At 55.7% G+C, this 14711-nt stretch carries 12 protein-coding genes; 4 read left to right on the top strand and 8 right to left on the bottom strand.

The features are described from left to right. Nucleotides 1-151: 151 nt before the first annotated feature. Nucleotides 152-1567 (top strand): TolC family protein, encoded by a 1416-nt coding sequence (locus tag FHS27_RS23255; RefSeq protein ID WP_184307519.1) that lies wholly within the window; start codon nucleotides 152-154, stop codon nucleotides 1565-1567. A 43-nt stretch (nucleotides 1568-1610) separates the two neighbouring features. Here FHS27_RS23255 and FHS27_RS23250 read toward each other — a convergent pair whose 3' ends face one another. From FHS27_RS23250 to FHS27_RS23225, 6 genes are all read right to left on the bottom strand, one after another. Continuing rightward, nucleotides 1611-2189 carry a class I SAM-dependent methyltransferase gene (locus FHS27_RS23250; protein WP_184307517.1) on the bottom strand — a complete coding sequence of 193 codons (579 nt, stop codon included), beginning with the start codon at nucleotides 2187-2189 and terminating at the stop codon, nucleotides 1611-1613. Nucleotides 2190-2352: 163 nt separating this feature from the next. Then, complete coding sequence (locus tag FHS27_RS23245; protein WP_184307515.1) at nucleotides 2353-4485, bottom strand: DUF5722 domain-containing protein; 2133 nt, start codon at nucleotides 4483-4485, stop codon at nucleotides 2353-2355. A gap of 107 nt (nucleotides 4486-4592) precedes the next feature. Next, the gene (locus tag FHS27_RS23240; RefSeq protein WP_184307513.1) at nucleotides 4593-5561 is read right to left on the bottom strand and encodes a hypothetical protein; all 969 of its coding nucleotides are present in this window, start codon (nucleotides 5559-5561) and stop codon (nucleotides 4593-4595) included. Beyond that, a complete protein-coding gene (locus tag FHS27_RS23235; RefSeq protein WP_315854668.1) occupies nucleotides 5558-7204 on the bottom strand; it encodes an arylsulfatase in 1647 nt (548 codons plus the stop codon). The genes FHS27_RS23240 and FHS27_RS23235 overlap by 4 nt, the downstream gene beginning before the upstream one ends. A gap of 393 nt (nucleotides 7205-7597) precedes the next feature. Beyond that, a complete protein-coding gene (locus FHS27_RS23230) occupies nucleotides 7598-9430 on the bottom strand; it encodes an iron dicitrate transport regulator FecR (protein WP_184307511.1) in 1833 nt (610 codons plus the stop codon). Beyond that, a complete protein-coding gene (locus FHS27_RS23225; protein WP_184307683.1) occupies nucleotides 9430-9948 on the bottom strand; it encodes a sigma-70 family RNA polymerase sigma factor in 519 nt (172 codons plus the stop codon). Before FHS27_RS23225 ends, FHS27_RS23230 begins: the two co-directional genes overlap by 1 nt. A 431-nt stretch (nucleotides 9949-10379) precedes the next feature. On the opposite strand from FHS27_RS23225, the gene FHS27_RS23220 reads away from it, so the two are divergent. Beyond that, nucleotides 10380-10550 carry a hypothetical protein gene (locus tag FHS27_RS23220; protein ID WP_184307509.1) on the top strand — a complete coding sequence of 57 codons (171 nt, stop codon included), beginning with the start codon at nucleotides 10380-10382 and terminating at the stop codon, nucleotides 10548-10550. Between the two features lie 154 nt (nucleotides 10551-10704). Continuing rightward, entirely contained in the window at nucleotides 10705-11913 is a 1209-nt protein-coding gene (locus tag FHS27_RS23215) for a DUF1559 domain-containing protein (RefSeq protein ID WP_184307507.1), read from the top strand. 92 nt (nucleotides 11914-12005) lie between these two features. On the opposite strand, the gene FHS27_RS23210 is transcribed toward FHS27_RS23215, so the two are convergent. Next, nucleotides 12006-12188, bottom strand: coding sequence for a hypothetical protein (locus FHS27_RS23210; protein ID WP_184307505.1), 183 nt, complete (start codon nucleotides 12186-12188; stop codon nucleotides 12006-12008). Between the two features lie 255 nt (nucleotides 12189-12443). Between FHS27_RS23210 and FHS27_RS23205 the strand changes: the two genes are divergently transcribed. Beyond that, on the top strand, nucleotides 12444-14210 hold the full coding sequence (locus tag FHS27_RS23205; RefSeq protein ID WP_184307503.1) for a sulfatase: 1767 nt from the start codon (nucleotides 12444-12446) through the stop codon (nucleotides 14208-14210). 15 nt (nucleotides 14211-14225) lie between these two features. Here the strand turns inward: FHS27_RS23205 and FHS27_RS23200 are convergent. Continuing rightward, a partial coding sequence (locus tag FHS27_RS23200) for a transposase (protein ID WP_184307501.1) occupies nucleotides 14226-14711 on the bottom strand: 486 nt, incomplete at its 5' end.

Here is a 14711-nt window from a genome sequence, read left to right as displayed (position 1 = left end):
CTTCGTCATTAATGGTATCAAGGGCACAAAACGCATGACTGAACCGAGGGAATCCTCTCGAATTACGGGACGTCACGCGAAGCAAAAACTTTTGCTGGCGTGTTTAATCGGGGGCTCCGGTTGTCACGCGAATGGTGTTCAAAAGGCGTTCGTGGCGTCAAATCCTTCGGTTCCCGCGGCCGCGACCCAGGAACAATCGCCTGTCGCACTGGTCGATTTTCAAATCGAGACAGCGTCAGACGACTCAGGGGAAGACGAAGGCAAAAGTCATGCCGGTTCCGCGGAGGAGGGCAGCACACCTCTCGAGAACTCATTCCGGTCGCAATTGAGCGGATCGGCCCTCGGAGTTGAGTTTTCGCCACCACCATCGAGTGACACTGTTTCGCTCGATGGTCTGATCGCGACGGCTCTGGCCTCGCATCCGTCGATCGCGGCGGCGCGGCAAAGAGTTGCGGCGGCGCAGCATCGGATTCCACAGGCGACGTCGCTCGACGACCCGATGTTGGGGAACACGTTTTGGCCGATTCGTGATCAAGCCCTGCAAACAGCAGGCGGTCGCGTCGGTCATCAATTCTCGTTGACTCAGAATGTGCCGTGGCCAAAAAAGCTGAACGCGCGCGGCACGGTGGCGACGCGGGAAGTGCAAGTGCAAATGGCTGAAATTGCGAAGCAGGAAATCGAGATTACCGAGGCGGTTCGTCTCGCGTATTACGAGCTGTGGCTCGCCGACGAATTGATCGGGATCGTCGAAGATAACCGCGAGCTCGTCGATGATCTCATCACCGTTTCGGAAGCCCGTTACAAAACCGGCGGCAGCCAGCAAGACGTCCTCCGTGCGGAATTGGAGGGCGATCGACTCGCCGAACAATTGATTGTGTTGCGCCGACAACGCGAGCAAGCTCGTGCGGATCTCGGTGCGCTCGTTCGTATGCCACTCGAATACATGCCCACGGCCGTCGACGCACTCAACGTGGACGAAGCGGTGCCGCAATTGGAACTGCTCGTCGCTCAGGCCGAGCAATGCAACCCGACGTTGCGTGGGCTCGCGGCCGAGATCGCCCGCGACCGGGCGAAAGAGACGCTCGCGTGTCTGCAGCGATACCCTAATTTCCAACTCGGGTTAGGCTATGCCATCATTAGTGACGATGAGGATGTCCTCAGTCCGGTCGCCAATGGGCATGACAACATTAACTTTTCCGTTGGAGTCACGCTTCCGATTTGGCGTGACAAGCTCAACGCCGGCGTCAGTGAAGCCGCCCACACTCGCAGCAGTGCTGTGCTTCGTCGCGAAGCCGAACGTGATCGTTTACGTGGTAAGCTTCGCCGTCAAGTCGCCGCCGCCTACGCCGCAATCGAACAGCTCGATCTGTTCCGCGAACGGTTGATCCCGCGCACCGAGCAGACTCTCGAAATCACGACAGCGGATTACCAAGGCAACAAAGCGGACTTCATCGATCTGGTCGCCACCTACCGCGAGCTGTTGTCGTTGCAAGTCAATGTCGCACGCACGGAAGCGACCCTGGCCAGCACGCTCGCCCAGATCGAACGCACGGTCGGTTGTCAGTAGAACCCGTGCCAACATCGAAGTGATCGGGCGTTGGCCGTTCGTCTCAATCAGTTCGCCGAAACCAGTCAAACACGTGGTCGTAGCCATCGAGGCCGGTGACGGTATGTCTCGGGGGAAGTCCCGCAAAGGCGGTGTGCACAAACCGTGACGTGATGTCAGGATTCAGTGTGGGGTCGGGAGTTCGGTCTGCGTCCCATCCCAGCATGATGTATCCGTCCGGTTGAATCGCGCGATGGCAGGCCTCGATCATCCTGCGGATGCTTTCGGGAGTGTCGACTCCGAATCCTAGGATGCCGTTGATATGAATGATATCAAAACGAATGTCGTGAAAGACTTCATCGACGCTGCACATGTCGCCGACACGGTGTCGTGCAGCGTTGCCGAACCGAGCGGCCGAGGGATCGAAATCGATCGTCCAAACAGTCGTCACTGTTTGGTCAAAACATTGAGGGTATCGACGAGTGTATCGCCGCGTTCCGGCGAGCAGCACATTCGCGGGCTTGGTCGACGCCATCTCGGGCAACATGACCTGCCGGAGATAAATGCGATCGGGTAGCGATTGCACCTTCAGGTTGAACTTGATCGCCGAGACAACTGATTTGGTTTTCGAGATGAGTTGCATGCTGTCCGTCAAGTATGTTGTTGAATCAGACGTCGCTATTACGGAGACGCCGGTTCGCCGTCATCGCTCTGCAATCTACACGAGCCTCAACCGGAATTCAACGATCGCGAAAGACCGGTTGGGAAACGTAAGGAACCCTCGATTTGACACGGGAAAATTCGAGTCAATGAATACTCTCTTGATGGATCAAATCGTTCCATGATTTGGCACCGATCGTTTGCAGATAGCGATTCGCCTCGGCGTCTTCACGCGGCGTGCCGAATGCTTGGTAGAGGTTCCAAATCAGCTTTTTGCCGAGCGGGTCGCCGGACTCGTCACTGAACTTTCTGAGCCCGATTTTGAGTCCACCTTCATGTCGATTGTCGATCCAATTGTGGTAGTGCCAGGTCTCAATGGATGAGAGCGATTGAATCTTCTTCCACGCGAGTGCCATGCCCGCCGCTTGATTTTGCTGGGCCGCGTCGGAGTAGTCTTTGGAATTGAATCCGTTTTCGGAAAGGTGAACCGGACGTACGGCATCGTGGTAACGGTTCTGTGGCAACTTCATGTACGCGTCGAGCACCTCAATATTCTTCGGAGTGATCTTGGGCGTGGCGAACTCAAAGGTCGCCTTCTCGTCTTGCCAAGTTCGTGGGTCGAACAAGCTCTGTGGGTATGGATGATAGGCCAGCCCCCAGGGGAAGTCGCCTTCGGTTTGGCAAAACTGCACGAGCAGATCAAGCATGCGTTTGGAACCGTAGCCGTACTCGTTGCCTCGTTCGGCCCAATGATGAGTCAGTGAGATCCAGGCTCTCGCGTTGGGATCATATTGTCGAGCGATCAGGTCGATCATGCGCATCGAGCGTTGGTAGAGATCCATGTACGTGATATCCGATTTGCGACCCGCGTTCGTCCATATCGAACCGAAGTCGACTTCGTTATGCACGATCCAGTGATGCACGCGACCATGGATGCCGTCGTCGCGAGACCAACGCTCGGCCATCAAGTTTAAAATCGCGCCGTAGTATCCGATTCCTTCGGAAGAGGTGACGGCAGGCATCGCAAACATCCCGCTCGGGTCGGCGTCAGGATGGCGGAGTCGTTGAAGGTCTTCGTCGCCGGAGTTTTCAGGATTGCTGATTAGCAAGATGGCCGAAACCATCACGTTGTTAGCTGCCGCTTCGCGGAAGGTTTGGTCGAGTTGTTGGAGTGCTCGTCCATTCGCATAGTAGTCGCGTCCCTGCCAACTGAATTTGGTGAAATTCGGGTGCGGGCGCGTGGAGACATATTGGTGCAGTCCCGCGACGTTCACGGTGACGGCGGTGATGCCCAAGTCTTTGAGTTCGTTCTTTAACGCCGGACTTCGTTGAGCCGACCATCCACCCAAACCCTTTTTCGAACTCGGCTTTGCCGGTGGCAAATTTGGTTGACGGCATGCGACCGTTTCGGCGTAGCGTGCGTGACTGATCGCAACGTTGCCGGAGGGGCCGTCGTGAAAGAGTTGCCAGCGATCAGTGAGGCGGTCAACTCTTCGATCGTCGACGAGTGTCGAGCGAGGTACGCTGACTTCGAAGGATCCGTCGTTTTGGATTTCGATGTCAATGAGTTCGCGATAAGGTGATTGGTCGCCCAGGAGAGTTTCCATGGGGATGTCACCGAGCGTCACGCCGGTTCGGTGATTCGCGACGGTGCCAGTGATTTGGATGTCCGACATGCCGACGGTGACGCCGGTGATCGTGCTAGCGAAGGTGCCAGAGAGATAGGCGTTCAGTAATTCAGGATCCGCCGCGTGTGCCAAGGAGTCAGCGTCTTTCTCATGGTCGCTCTCCTGTGGGCGACGAAGACGAACGTTGCGGATTTGAAGCACCGCGTCGTCTTTCATCGTGAGGTCCAGGCGTAACACGTCCACACCGGTGAGATGAAAACCATTTGCCTCTTCGAGAATCGCGACATGCGGACGAAACGTTTCGCTGTGAATGAACGGTGGCAGCGATTGCGGAGTCGAGGTTTTATTTCCAGACGTCTCTTTAGAAGCCGTGTTGGGCGAGGTCGATTGGTCAAAGGCGGATGCCAGCGTCATTTGTTCAACGCCGCCGACGCAAAACGTTTCGAATTCGATCGCCCAATCGCCTTTGCCGACTTTTGATTGCGGAACGATTTCAATCGAGGCGGAACCGTGAATTTCAATCGTTCCGTTGTTGAGTTGAACGTTCTCTCGATTGATTTCGTTTGGCGTTCTCAGGACGCATTCAATTTGTTCGGCGGAGAGTTCGCAGCATAGAACGATCGCGCAAAACGCAAGGCAGGTTCGAAACATGGAAGGCGGGGGGACGTGAGGTGGGGAGATGTGAGGTGGGAGGGCCGTGAGGCCCGGGAAGGCAGGAAGGCGTGTTGGCGTCTACCGAGCATGCCCTTCGGCATCGGTCATGGATGGGCGATTTCCGACGTTTCGGACGAATACTTTGCCCGTAAGACGTCGAGACGTTCTGCGATCTCAGAATCGGTTCCGACGGTCAACCAATATCGATATCGAAACGTGCACGCATGGCTTAATCTTACTCGATCGATCGGTGCGACGTGCATGCAAGGGCCGTCTTCGGGGCGATTCGACGGTTTCGTGCCGTGAGGGCCAAAGTTCCAGATTGGTCCCGACGTCGGTGAGTAGATGGCCACACCTTGGCCGGACGGAGCGAACATTGCCATTGCTTTGAATGGTGGATTGGTTGTGCCCCAGGGTGGGCCGGGCGGTTGGTGCTCGGGTCGCCACTCGCCGTTTCCGAGATAGCTGCGGATGTCGGAGAAATTGCGAGTAAAATAGCAGGCGGGGAGTTCTTGCGGATTGTTGGTGACGCCGCCCCATCGATCGCCTGCCTTTCGCATCGTTTGGAATTCGCATTGCACGCACACGACACCCGGCATGTTGGGTTCCAGTGATGTCCATTGACGCATCAACGCGCTCGCTTCCTCGTCGGGCATGTCCCATAGTTTGGGGATGGTTTCGGAGTAGAGACCATCGGCGTCTTTGCGAAACGTTGTCACGCGAGCCCAGCTTCCTTGGTCGCCCGTGCTGCCGACTCCGCCACCTTGGATCGGGTTCCAAGACCAGGGGCTCCACGCTTGATTTTGCCCGTCGGATGTCCGGTCAATTGCTCGACCGGCGTAATAAGATTGCTGGATCAGTCGTCCGGGATCGGCGATGTTGACGATGTTTTTGGGATATTCACTCGACGATAACCAAGTGATCGAACCCCCTTTCCGCCGATCGATGCCAACTTTCACGTCGTCATCTTCAATCGTTAGTAGGTCGATGGGCTTCGGTTCGTTCGCCGTCGTGAGGCCGCCGCAAATGAATGCGAGGCACATGCTGAGTGCTGGGAATGTCAACGTTTTCATTTCGAGGTTGCTTGCTTCATTCGCGGTTGGGGCTTGCGCCGCTGTGAGGCTTCGGACCGTTTGACCACGATGATTTCATCACCGTTTCCTGTTCGACGGTTGTAGGTTTCTTCAGGGTCATCAATCCGTCGGTATCGTGGTTCACCCAAAGACGCGTTCCAGCGCTTCTCGGGGACATCCGCATACCAGCTTTCCCAACGCTTTTGCAGACTCGCCGCGAGCTCTGGGTGTCGGCTGGCGAGATTGTTCTGTTCGGTACGGTCGGCGTTCATGTCGTACAGTGTCCAAGGTGAGTCCCAACTGCTAACCAGCTTCATCCCGTCGGCAATGATGGCTCGATTGTGGAAGAGATGAAAGTACAACGCGTCGTGTGATTCACGCGGACTGTCGGTGAGTAACGGTTGAAGGCTTTTCCCCGGACGTTTCTCCGAGGGCGTTTCGGAGATTGGTGGACCTGCCACATCCGTGATCGTAGCCATTAAATCAATGATGTGCGATGGTTCGTCGATCAGACGCCCTCCGGTCTTGATCACGGCTGGCCACGAAGCCACGCATGAGGTCAGAATGCCGCCATTTCCCATGTCGCACTTGTACCGTCGAAAGGGCGTGTTGCTGACATTTGACCATCCGATGCCGACCCAGTAGCCATCTTTGCCCGCTCCGTTTTCACCGAGCAGTCCCTCGACGGTTTTGGGGGCGGTCGAGGGGTCTGACGCGCTACCACCATTGTCGCTTAAGAAGATGACCAATGTATTGTCTTCTTCGCCGTGCTCTTTGACTCGGTTGAGGACGCGTCCAATGGCTTGGTCCATCCGATCCACCATTGCCGCGTAGATAGCCATTCGGGTTGATTCAAAATCCTTTTCTCGCTGGCTCAATGTTTCCCATGCGGGAACGCTCGGATCTCGAGGAGGCAATTTCCATCGTTCTTTGGTGACCCCGAGTTCGATCTGTTTTTGGTGTCTCTGTTTACGGATGATATCCCAACCGGCGCGATAGGTTTCGTGGTATTTTGCAATGTCCTGCGGCAACGCATGCAACGGTGAATGCGGGGCATTGAACGCGAGGTACATCATGAACGGCTTGTCCGGGGCGTCCCGCTGCAGTTCGTCTATAAACTGGATCGCGTAGCCCGCGTTGGCGTCAGTCATGTAGAAGTCATCGCCGGGTGGCTGTGTGAAGACGTTATGGTCGAGTCGCTGAGACCCGGCAACTCGGAAGTAGTGACTTCCTCCGGCAAGATGTCCGAAGTAGCGATCGAATCCTCGGTCCACCGGATTTCCATCGAGATGCCATTTTCCGACTGCAAACGTCGCGTAGTTTCTTTGTTTCATCACTTCGCCCATGGTCAGCCCGCGTTTGACGCCGAAGCCGGTGTCTTGCCAGTATTGCCCGCTCATCAATGACGCACGTGTCGGTTCGCACTTGGATGAGTTGTAGAACTGAGTGAAACGAACGCCCCGATGAGCGAGTCGGTCGAGGTTCGGCGTCGCGATTTCGCTGCCGTAGCAACCGAGGTCGGAATAGCCCATGTCGTCGGCCAAAATCAAAATAATGTTGGGCGTTTGTTCCGCGTGAACGCGGTGAAACGAGAGCACCGAACTGATGACGGCGAGAGCAAAGGTGATCATTCGGGGGGGCACGCGTGTGGTCCTTTTTTCGATTGCGAGATGTACGGGCGAATCTGTCGTTTCGTTGGAGTCGGCGCTCGCCCGGGCAATCCGCGCAGGTCTACGTTATCGGGAGAGACGGTTGTGGTTGACGCAGTTGCTCGAATACGGATGAGGAAGGTGTGAACTCTTGTTGATTGCCTTCGTCGTCACCTGGACGTGCGGCTGTGTCGATTAGCGGCTGGCAGAAGGTCTCATTTCCTAGCGTTGGTTCGCCAGTGATGGGCTCTCGTGTGATGCATGCATCTGGTGAGTGACATGGCAGGGCCGTCATCTCGTTGCCGACGTTGGTTTGGGGTTTGGCGATAAGAAAACAAGGTCAACGTGTCGCATTGATTGCATTTCTCGTTAAGAGAACCGCAGCACTCAAGGTTTGCCGTTTTCCCAGAATGATTTGATCTCTGACGCATCAAACACACGGTCGGCGATCATCAGTTCATCAATGGCACCGTAGAAGCGACGTTGAGCGGAGCCGCCGGTTCGTTCCAATTCTTCAACGGTCGTTCCGAAATTTCCGAGTTCCATGAAGTCGAGTAGTAGGGGTTCGGCGCGTGTGAACTGCCCCGTTCCGATCGGCTGGCCGTTGAGGTAATGGGTGACTGTGCGTTCTTTCACGTCACAGGTGACGCCCATGCATGCCCACGTTCCCCAGCGATCCGAGCGTGTGTACGGATGGTCGACTGCGAGCTTGTCATAGTCGCTTTCTTTGATACCGTGCCCGACGCTGAACATCACGTTGTTGGTGTGTTGTGACAATTCCCATCGAACGGTTTCCACGGTCGTTTTGCTGCGTCGCTTCATTGCTTCGCTGATCGATTTGTCGTCGGCAGGTGAGAACAATGCCCTGCGCCCAGGGTGTTCGGTCATCAATAGCGATGTTGTTTCTTGGGTGATCGCATCGACGCGAGCCCAAACCAGGAATGTCGCTTTGTCGAATGCGCCCGGTACCTGGAACAGCACCCGATCGCTCGCGTTGCGGTAAAGCAATGCTCGCTTAGATCGCCATCGGCCACGATCCCATTGGCACCCAATGACCACTCCGTTGGTCGCTCGCGATGGATCCGTTGCGACGTTGATCAATTCCAACGCACTCGGGTCGGTTTCCTCGAACGTGTAATGCAGGAGGACCGACGGGTCGGCGCTCAAGGCTTCCGCGTATTCTTTCCAGCGGTTATATCGACGTAGAGCGAAGGCGTTTTGTCGGCCACGGATGACGGATGTTTTCAGGAATCGATCGGGGGAGTACTCGATGTCTTCGGGGCCGTCATCGCCCATGCGAATCGCGTGCATTTCCTGTACTTCGAGCGTTTCGTGTTGAGACGATTTGATTTCAACGGAGCCGTCGATCACATGGACTTCTGGTTTACCGTCTTGTTTGACGTCAATGCTAAACGCCGTCCCAAGATCAGCAACTTCCATCTCTTTGGTTAAAACTCGGAACCCATGTCCCATGTCGGTCACGAAGCAACTCGCCGCGCCGTATCGAATGAGCACTTCATCGGCTGCGCGAAGCTCGATATTCGCGGGGGCCTGCAGCAACAGTCGGACACCTGAGAGGAATTCGATTTGGACGGCACCACGGCGAAGAATGAAGTCTCCGAGATCGAGACCTTCGCCCGCGACGGGGCGATTGTTGCCGCCCCATTGAGCGTTGACGGCCTGACTGAGAACGGCGACCGCGGACACTCTCGAGTTGGAGACTAAGTTGACCCCGTCGATGGGCCGTCGGGTCTGGGTGTTGGTATCGTCTTGGTTGTTTTGGGCGATTTCGATGGGCGGCGTGTTTTGTTGGTGGGCTATCGTGTTTTCTCGTTCGACGCCATCGTTGTTAAGCCACCCGGGCAGGAAAGCCAAAGCGACGAAGGCGGCCACTGTCGACACTATCGCAGCCACCGTCAACCATTTGCGTCGCGATTGATACCCCGGGGCGATTTGGGACAAGCTCGCCATCACGCGAGATTCGAACACGGCATCGTCTTCACCGTGTTCTAAAGCGGCCCCTAACGCGTCTTCCAGCTTCAACCACCGGGGCTCGCTGGACTGAACCGCTCGCGTTTGGCTGAGCATTGCCAGTTCTTCGGCCAAGGATTTACGCAACGATCGGTCTGTTCTCAACCGTTCAAGAGCGGGCGCCAATTCAGCATCGTCCCACTCGCCCGTTAACCATGCGGCCAGCAAAATTCGTAGGTCCTGATCCATTATTCCATCTCCGCTTTGACACATTCGCGGAGCAGGCTACTGGCGCGATAATTTAGGTTGTAGATGGCCCCGAGCGATGTCGAGAGCTCTTCCGCCAATGCGGCAGCTTTGGTTCCGTCCAAGCCTTCTCGAACCACATGTCGCATCCGATCCGGCAGTTTGCTGATGCAACGAAGGAGTGCTTCGATCGCGAAATCGCTCTGGCGGACAAAAATTTTCTCGAGGTCATATTCCAGCAGTTGTGCCACTTCCTCTCGGAACTTCGATTCTCGCTGCGATCGACGCTGGGTCGTTCGGAAATGCATCAGCAATTTGTTGCGAGCGATTCCTCGGAGCCAAGCCCCGAAGTCGCCATCGAGATCAAATTGGTCAAGGTTGCGATAGGCACTCATGAAAACTTCTTGGGAAAGATCGTCTGTCTCGTCGCTGCGATGCAATTGGCTGCCTACGTAACTACGGATCATGAGCCGGTATTCCCGTACGAGCAACCGAAACGCGTCCGTGTCTCCCGAGAGCACTTGGCGCACGGCGTGTTTTATTGGGTCTGAATGCGGCACTGATTGTTCCTCCTCAATCCAGTGTTTGCCTCTCGGTTGGGAATCTCACCTCCAAAACGAAAATGCATTGTGAATTCGGGCGAGGAAGTTGAACTGTTTTGGGTCTCCACCCTACCACGCCCCGCCGCCCAAAGACCGATTTGAGGTGAGCGTTTACTAGTCGAGTGGTTGGCTTGGTATCCCGTTGGCCGCATCTGTGCGTGTGTGACTGTCATTAAAAACGAGAAATTAGAAATCCGCGTGAGAGATTTTGAGGAGCCTAGCAAACTAATTGATGAATCGGCGACCTTGTCCAGCTTTTGTGGGAGGAGCCGACGACGATGCGGCCCGTTCGCAATGATTTTGTTTGCTATCCCCCGACTCTTGAAGACCTAGTGAGTGGAGTTTCTCCGATGTTGAAACCTGTTTTGTTCGCGTCCATGTTGCTGTTTTTCTGTGGGTGTGGCGAGGCAAAGCCGGGGCCCGATGGCACAGAGCAAGACGCCATTGAAGCCTATATCGAGGCCAATCCCAACGTTGACGACGGGCTCGATGTGATCGACGAAAACGACACTGGTGAGTGAGTTGGTCGGGCTGCCGTGCCAGTGAAGATGATCGGTGCGTGCTGTCTCGGCGGCGCAGGCGTGATCGTGCGGTTCGTGCGTTTGTTTTATGGCGTATTGGCGAGTTCAGGTGTTGGGCTCGTGTTTTGTATTTCTCTTTTCGGATTGGTTTCTTATGAGTTTCTCGCGATCACGGCGGGCGTTCACGCTCGTTGAATTACTCGTTGTTATTGCCATCATTGGCGTTTTGGTCGGGCTGTTGTTGCCTGCAGTTCAGGCGGCTCGTGAAGCGGCTCGGCGGATGAGTTGCAGCAACAATTTCAAGCAGCTCGGGCTTTCGATGCACAACTATCACTCTGCCTACAATCAATTGCCGATGCAGTCGGGAGGCACCGCGGACTTCACGGGCCAATCACAGGCGAATGTGGATGCGGCTGAGGTTCCGTTTTCGAATAACGCGTTGGAGTTGAGCTTTCTCGTGGGCCTGACTCCGTTCTTCGAGCAGCAGGCCGTTTGGGAGCAGATCAGCAATCCATTGGTCGATCCCGTGAGCGGCAACATTTTTCCACCGATGGGGCCGAATCCGCGCCGAACGCTGACGGCAAACGGAGTGGCCCGCTATGAACCGTGGTTGACGAACATTCCGTCGCTACGTTGTCCCTCCGATCCCGGTGTAGGGATTCCGTCGCAAGGAAGAAGTAACTACGCCGGTTGCATTGGTGATGCCGTGAAGGAAACGTCCAACGGGGCGAAGAACCAGAATGGCACCAGCAACGGAAACGAATCGGATGTTCAGGCGTCGTGCCGTGGCGTTTTTGTTGCTCGCAAGAACACGCGATTTCGTGATATCCTCGATGGGTTGTCGAATACGATCTGTGCCGGTGAAATCTTGACCGATTTGGGTGACAGCGATGTTCGGACTCGCGGCGTGCGGCGAACGGCAGGACCGTCGGTATGGAATGATGTGCAGAAGTGTGAGCGAGGCAGAGACGCAGAGCGACCACAGTTTTGGATGTCGACGCTTCCTGCTCAGATCGCGTTCTATGGGAACGCAGAACAACGCCGCGGTTATCAGTGGGCATTGGGGCGTCCTTACTTCACGGGAGTCTCGACGATTTCTCCGCCGAACAATGAAGTTTGTCTGCAAGTGAACCACATCAACGTTGGTAACTTTCCGCCAAGTAGCCGCCACCAAGGTGGCGCTCATGTCTTGATGTCAGACGGAGCGGTGAAGTTCATCACCGATTCCATCGAAGCGGGCAATCAAGCGAGCAAAACGGTTCAACTCAGCGGCGGCGTGCCTGCGGGATCTGAAAGCCCGTATGGACTGTGGGGAGCTCTTGGGACACGAGCCTCGAAAGAAGTGATCGACGAAGAGTTTTGATCGTGTTCGTCGTGTGTGATCACGACGTAAAGGGCATCGGGTAGGCGTCTTGTGGCCTCCTGATCGGTTTCACGCTAGCTTCGGTTGCGCCGTTAGGCCGCATTGAGGCCGCTGCTAGCGTTGGGCGGCTGAATCTTTGGTGCCCGTTTGGGAAGATGCGACCTTGGGTTGAGGTGTTTTTTGTCCGGCATCTTTCCTGGAAGATGGTTCGCGAGAGGTGGGGCGATCTCAAATCGAATTTGTCCCTTCTGGAAGTTGGTTATGGTTTGGCTCATCGTTTACGCTTGGTTCGGTATGGCGAGGGGGTCGAGGAACTGTACGATCTTGAAAATGATCCGGATGAGTTTACCAATCTCGCGCACTCTCCAGATCACGCGGAGACAGAGGCGAGGCTTTCGGAGGGGATTCCTGTGCACGCCGCGCCGCGGAATTCCCAAGGCTTCCCCTTGCAACCTCAATCGCGTTTGTAATTCCCCACTGAAGTGAGCCGCCGCGTGACGCTATTGCACCTTCCCAAACGTACGCCACTCATGACAATTCGAATTCCGGTTCTGCTGCTCGCAATTCTATTTGCTTTGGTTTGCATGCCTTCGGTCAATGGCGAAGATGGCAAGAGACCGAATGTGATCGTGATTCTCGCGGATGATCTCGGAATTGTTGACGTCAATGCGTACGCGACCAGGTTTACGAAAACCAAACCGGCAAACATGTACTACGAGACGCCCAACCTTGATCGCTTGACCAGGGAAGGGCTCGCGTTTTCTCAATCCTACGCCTGCCATCTCTGCTCGCCGGCGCGAGCCAGTCTGTTGACGGGGAAGTATGCCGCGCGGACTGGATTCACGACGGCCGTCGGTGGAAACGTACGCACGTTCTACAACCAAGCGATCATGCCACCGCCGGGGTACGTCGCACAGGATGCTCTCGTTTGGCAAGACAAGATCCCAATCGAACAGGCATTGCTCAACGGCACCACTCGCGACGCGTTGGCGTCTGGCCATCCTTCGGATAATGGGCAGGATGAAACGACGCTCGCCGAAGCGATGACGGACCATGATGCTGCGTTCATCGGTAAGTGGCATCTCGGCGGTCACGGCTCGCAGGGTTGGCAACCCGCGGATCAGGGGTTCGAAGAGATCTCTTATTTTGACGAAGGTGGATCGCCTTATTTCAATTGGCGAGCGGCGTGGGACAGCGGTAAGAAAATGTTCCCGACAACGCCACAACCGAAATTGTTGCGCGGTAAGTCCGGTGGAAACCTTGGTCAGGAATATCTCACCGACGAGCTGACCGAACATGCCGTCGACTACTTGCAACGGCGAGCGGAATCCCTGGCATCCGGCGGCAAGCCGTTCTTTCTGCACTTTTGTCACTTCGCCGTTCACACCCCGTTCCACGGACGTGCGAACGATGTGGCGTACTTTGAACGCAAGCCGACACGAGGTTGGAATGGTCACGACAATCCCGTTTACGCGGCGATGTTGAAACGGTTGGACGTTTCGGTAGGTCGAATTCTCGACACGCTCGAAGCAACCGGGCTGGATGAAAACACGTTGGTCATTTTTATGAGCGACAACGGCGGAGTGACGTACACCGATCCGGTCGCGACCAACAACTCGCCGTTCAAGGGCGGCAAGGCATTGCACTTTGAAGGCGGCATCCGTGTGCCGTTGGTGATTCGATGGAAGAACCACGTGGACGGAGGCCGGTGGAGCGATGTGCCCGTGGACTGCAACGATATCTTCCCCACGGTTCTGGATTTGACCGGCTACGATGTTTCCGCCTACATCGATCCGGGCGGGATCGATGGGCGAAGTATCACTCCGCTGTTTGTCGACCCGGCGAATACCAGTCGCCGATATCCTCGCGACACTTTTTTCTGGCACTACCCACTCAATGTGATCGTTGAAAACCCTGAGGACGGATTGCCGTCGGCTCCCTCATCGGCTGTTCGGAAGGGGGACTGGAAATTGATCTTTGATTGGTCCGGCGCACTGCGGCTTTATAACATCGCCGAGGATCCTTATGAGAAGAACGAATTGTCCGCCGCGATGCCTGAGAAGGCCCGCGAGTTGTTCGTTGTTCTCAACGACTGGATTGATGCCAACGTCGACATCAAATACACGCCTGCGATCAACCCCGATTACGATCCCTCGAAAGAATCGCGGAAACGTCCATTCGCTGATTTGCGACGCAAATATCTGGGCGATAATCGGGCGATCCGAACGATCCAAAACGATCCTAGGTTTAGTTTGATTCCCGACGCAATGAGAGCTCACCGCAACACGTCTAACTAAGCACGAGAACAGGAGTTATTCGGCGTAATGATGAAGCGACGGCATGTAGGTCACTTCACCGAGTTCTGCGAGCTTCGATGTCAAAGTATCTAGCATAGTCTTGAACCGTTCCCAAGCATTTGCGGGCATCAGTTGGTACTTGAGTTTTTTCCACAATCGTTCGATCGCGTTGAGTTCTGGGCTGTAGGGAGGAATGTTGTAGACGAGCAAGCCCCGCTCGGCCCAACCTTCCACCGACGCCCTGAAGGTCCTGCTGGTGTGGCAGGACGCGTTGTCCAAGATTACCACGGTCGTTTGGTCGATGGTCTCGCAAAAATCGTTGAACACGTCGATGACGGTTTGCGTGTTGACGTAACCCTTGTGAAGGTAAGTCTGAGTTGTACCGTCCTGATGCTCGAAGCCCAGCGCCTGCACCGTCGATCCGTGCGCGCCGGTGACAGGCACATCGGTGCGTTCACCAACCGGAAGCCACCCATAGGGAACGACTCCCTTGAGGGAGAA

Origin of the sequence: Aporhodopirellula rubra (assembly GCF_014192335.1) — a bacterium.
GTDB classification, from domain to species: domain Bacteria; phylum Planctomycetota; class Planctomycetia; order Pirellulales; family Pirellulaceae; genus Rhodopirellula; species Rhodopirellula rubra.
Note: the sequence above shows the minus strand (reverse complement) of the source record. Positions and strands in the feature narration are given on the sequence as shown.

Excerpts from the sequence above, each read along its gene's own strand:
- FHS27_RS23250 (WP_184307517.1), bottom strand. The coding sequence starts at position 2,189 with ATGCAACTCATCTCGAAAACCAAATCAGTTGTCTCGGCGATCAAGTTC.
- FHS27_RS23245 (WP_184307515.1), bottom strand. The coding sequence starts at position 4,485 with ATGTTTCGAACCTGCCTTGCGTTTTGCGCGATCGTTCTATGCTGCGAA.
- FHS27_RS23240 (WP_184307513.1), bottom strand. The coding sequence starts at position 5,561 with ATGAAAACGTTGACATTCCCAGCACTCAGCATGTGCCTCGCATTCATT.
- FHS27_RS23230 (WP_184307511.1), bottom strand. The coding sequence starts at position 9,430 with ATGGATCAGGACCTACGAATTTTGCTGGCCGCATGGTTAACGGGCGAG.
- FHS27_RS23220 (WP_184307509.1), top strand. The coding sequence starts at position 10,380 with ATGTTGAAACCTGTTTTGTTCGCGTCCATGTTGCTGTTTTTCTGTGGG.
- FHS27_RS23215 (WP_184307507.1), top strand. The coding sequence starts at position 10,705 with ATGAGTTTCTCGCGATCACGGCGGGCGTTCACGCTCGTTGAATTACTC.
- FHS27_RS23210 (WP_184307505.1), bottom strand. The coding sequence starts at position 12,188 with ATGAGCCAAACCATAACCAACTTCCAGAAGGGACAAATTCGATTTGAG.
- FHS27_RS23205 (WP_184307503.1), top strand. The coding sequence starts at position 12,444 with ATGACAATTCGAATTCCGGTTCTGCTGCTCGCAATTCTATTTGCTTTG.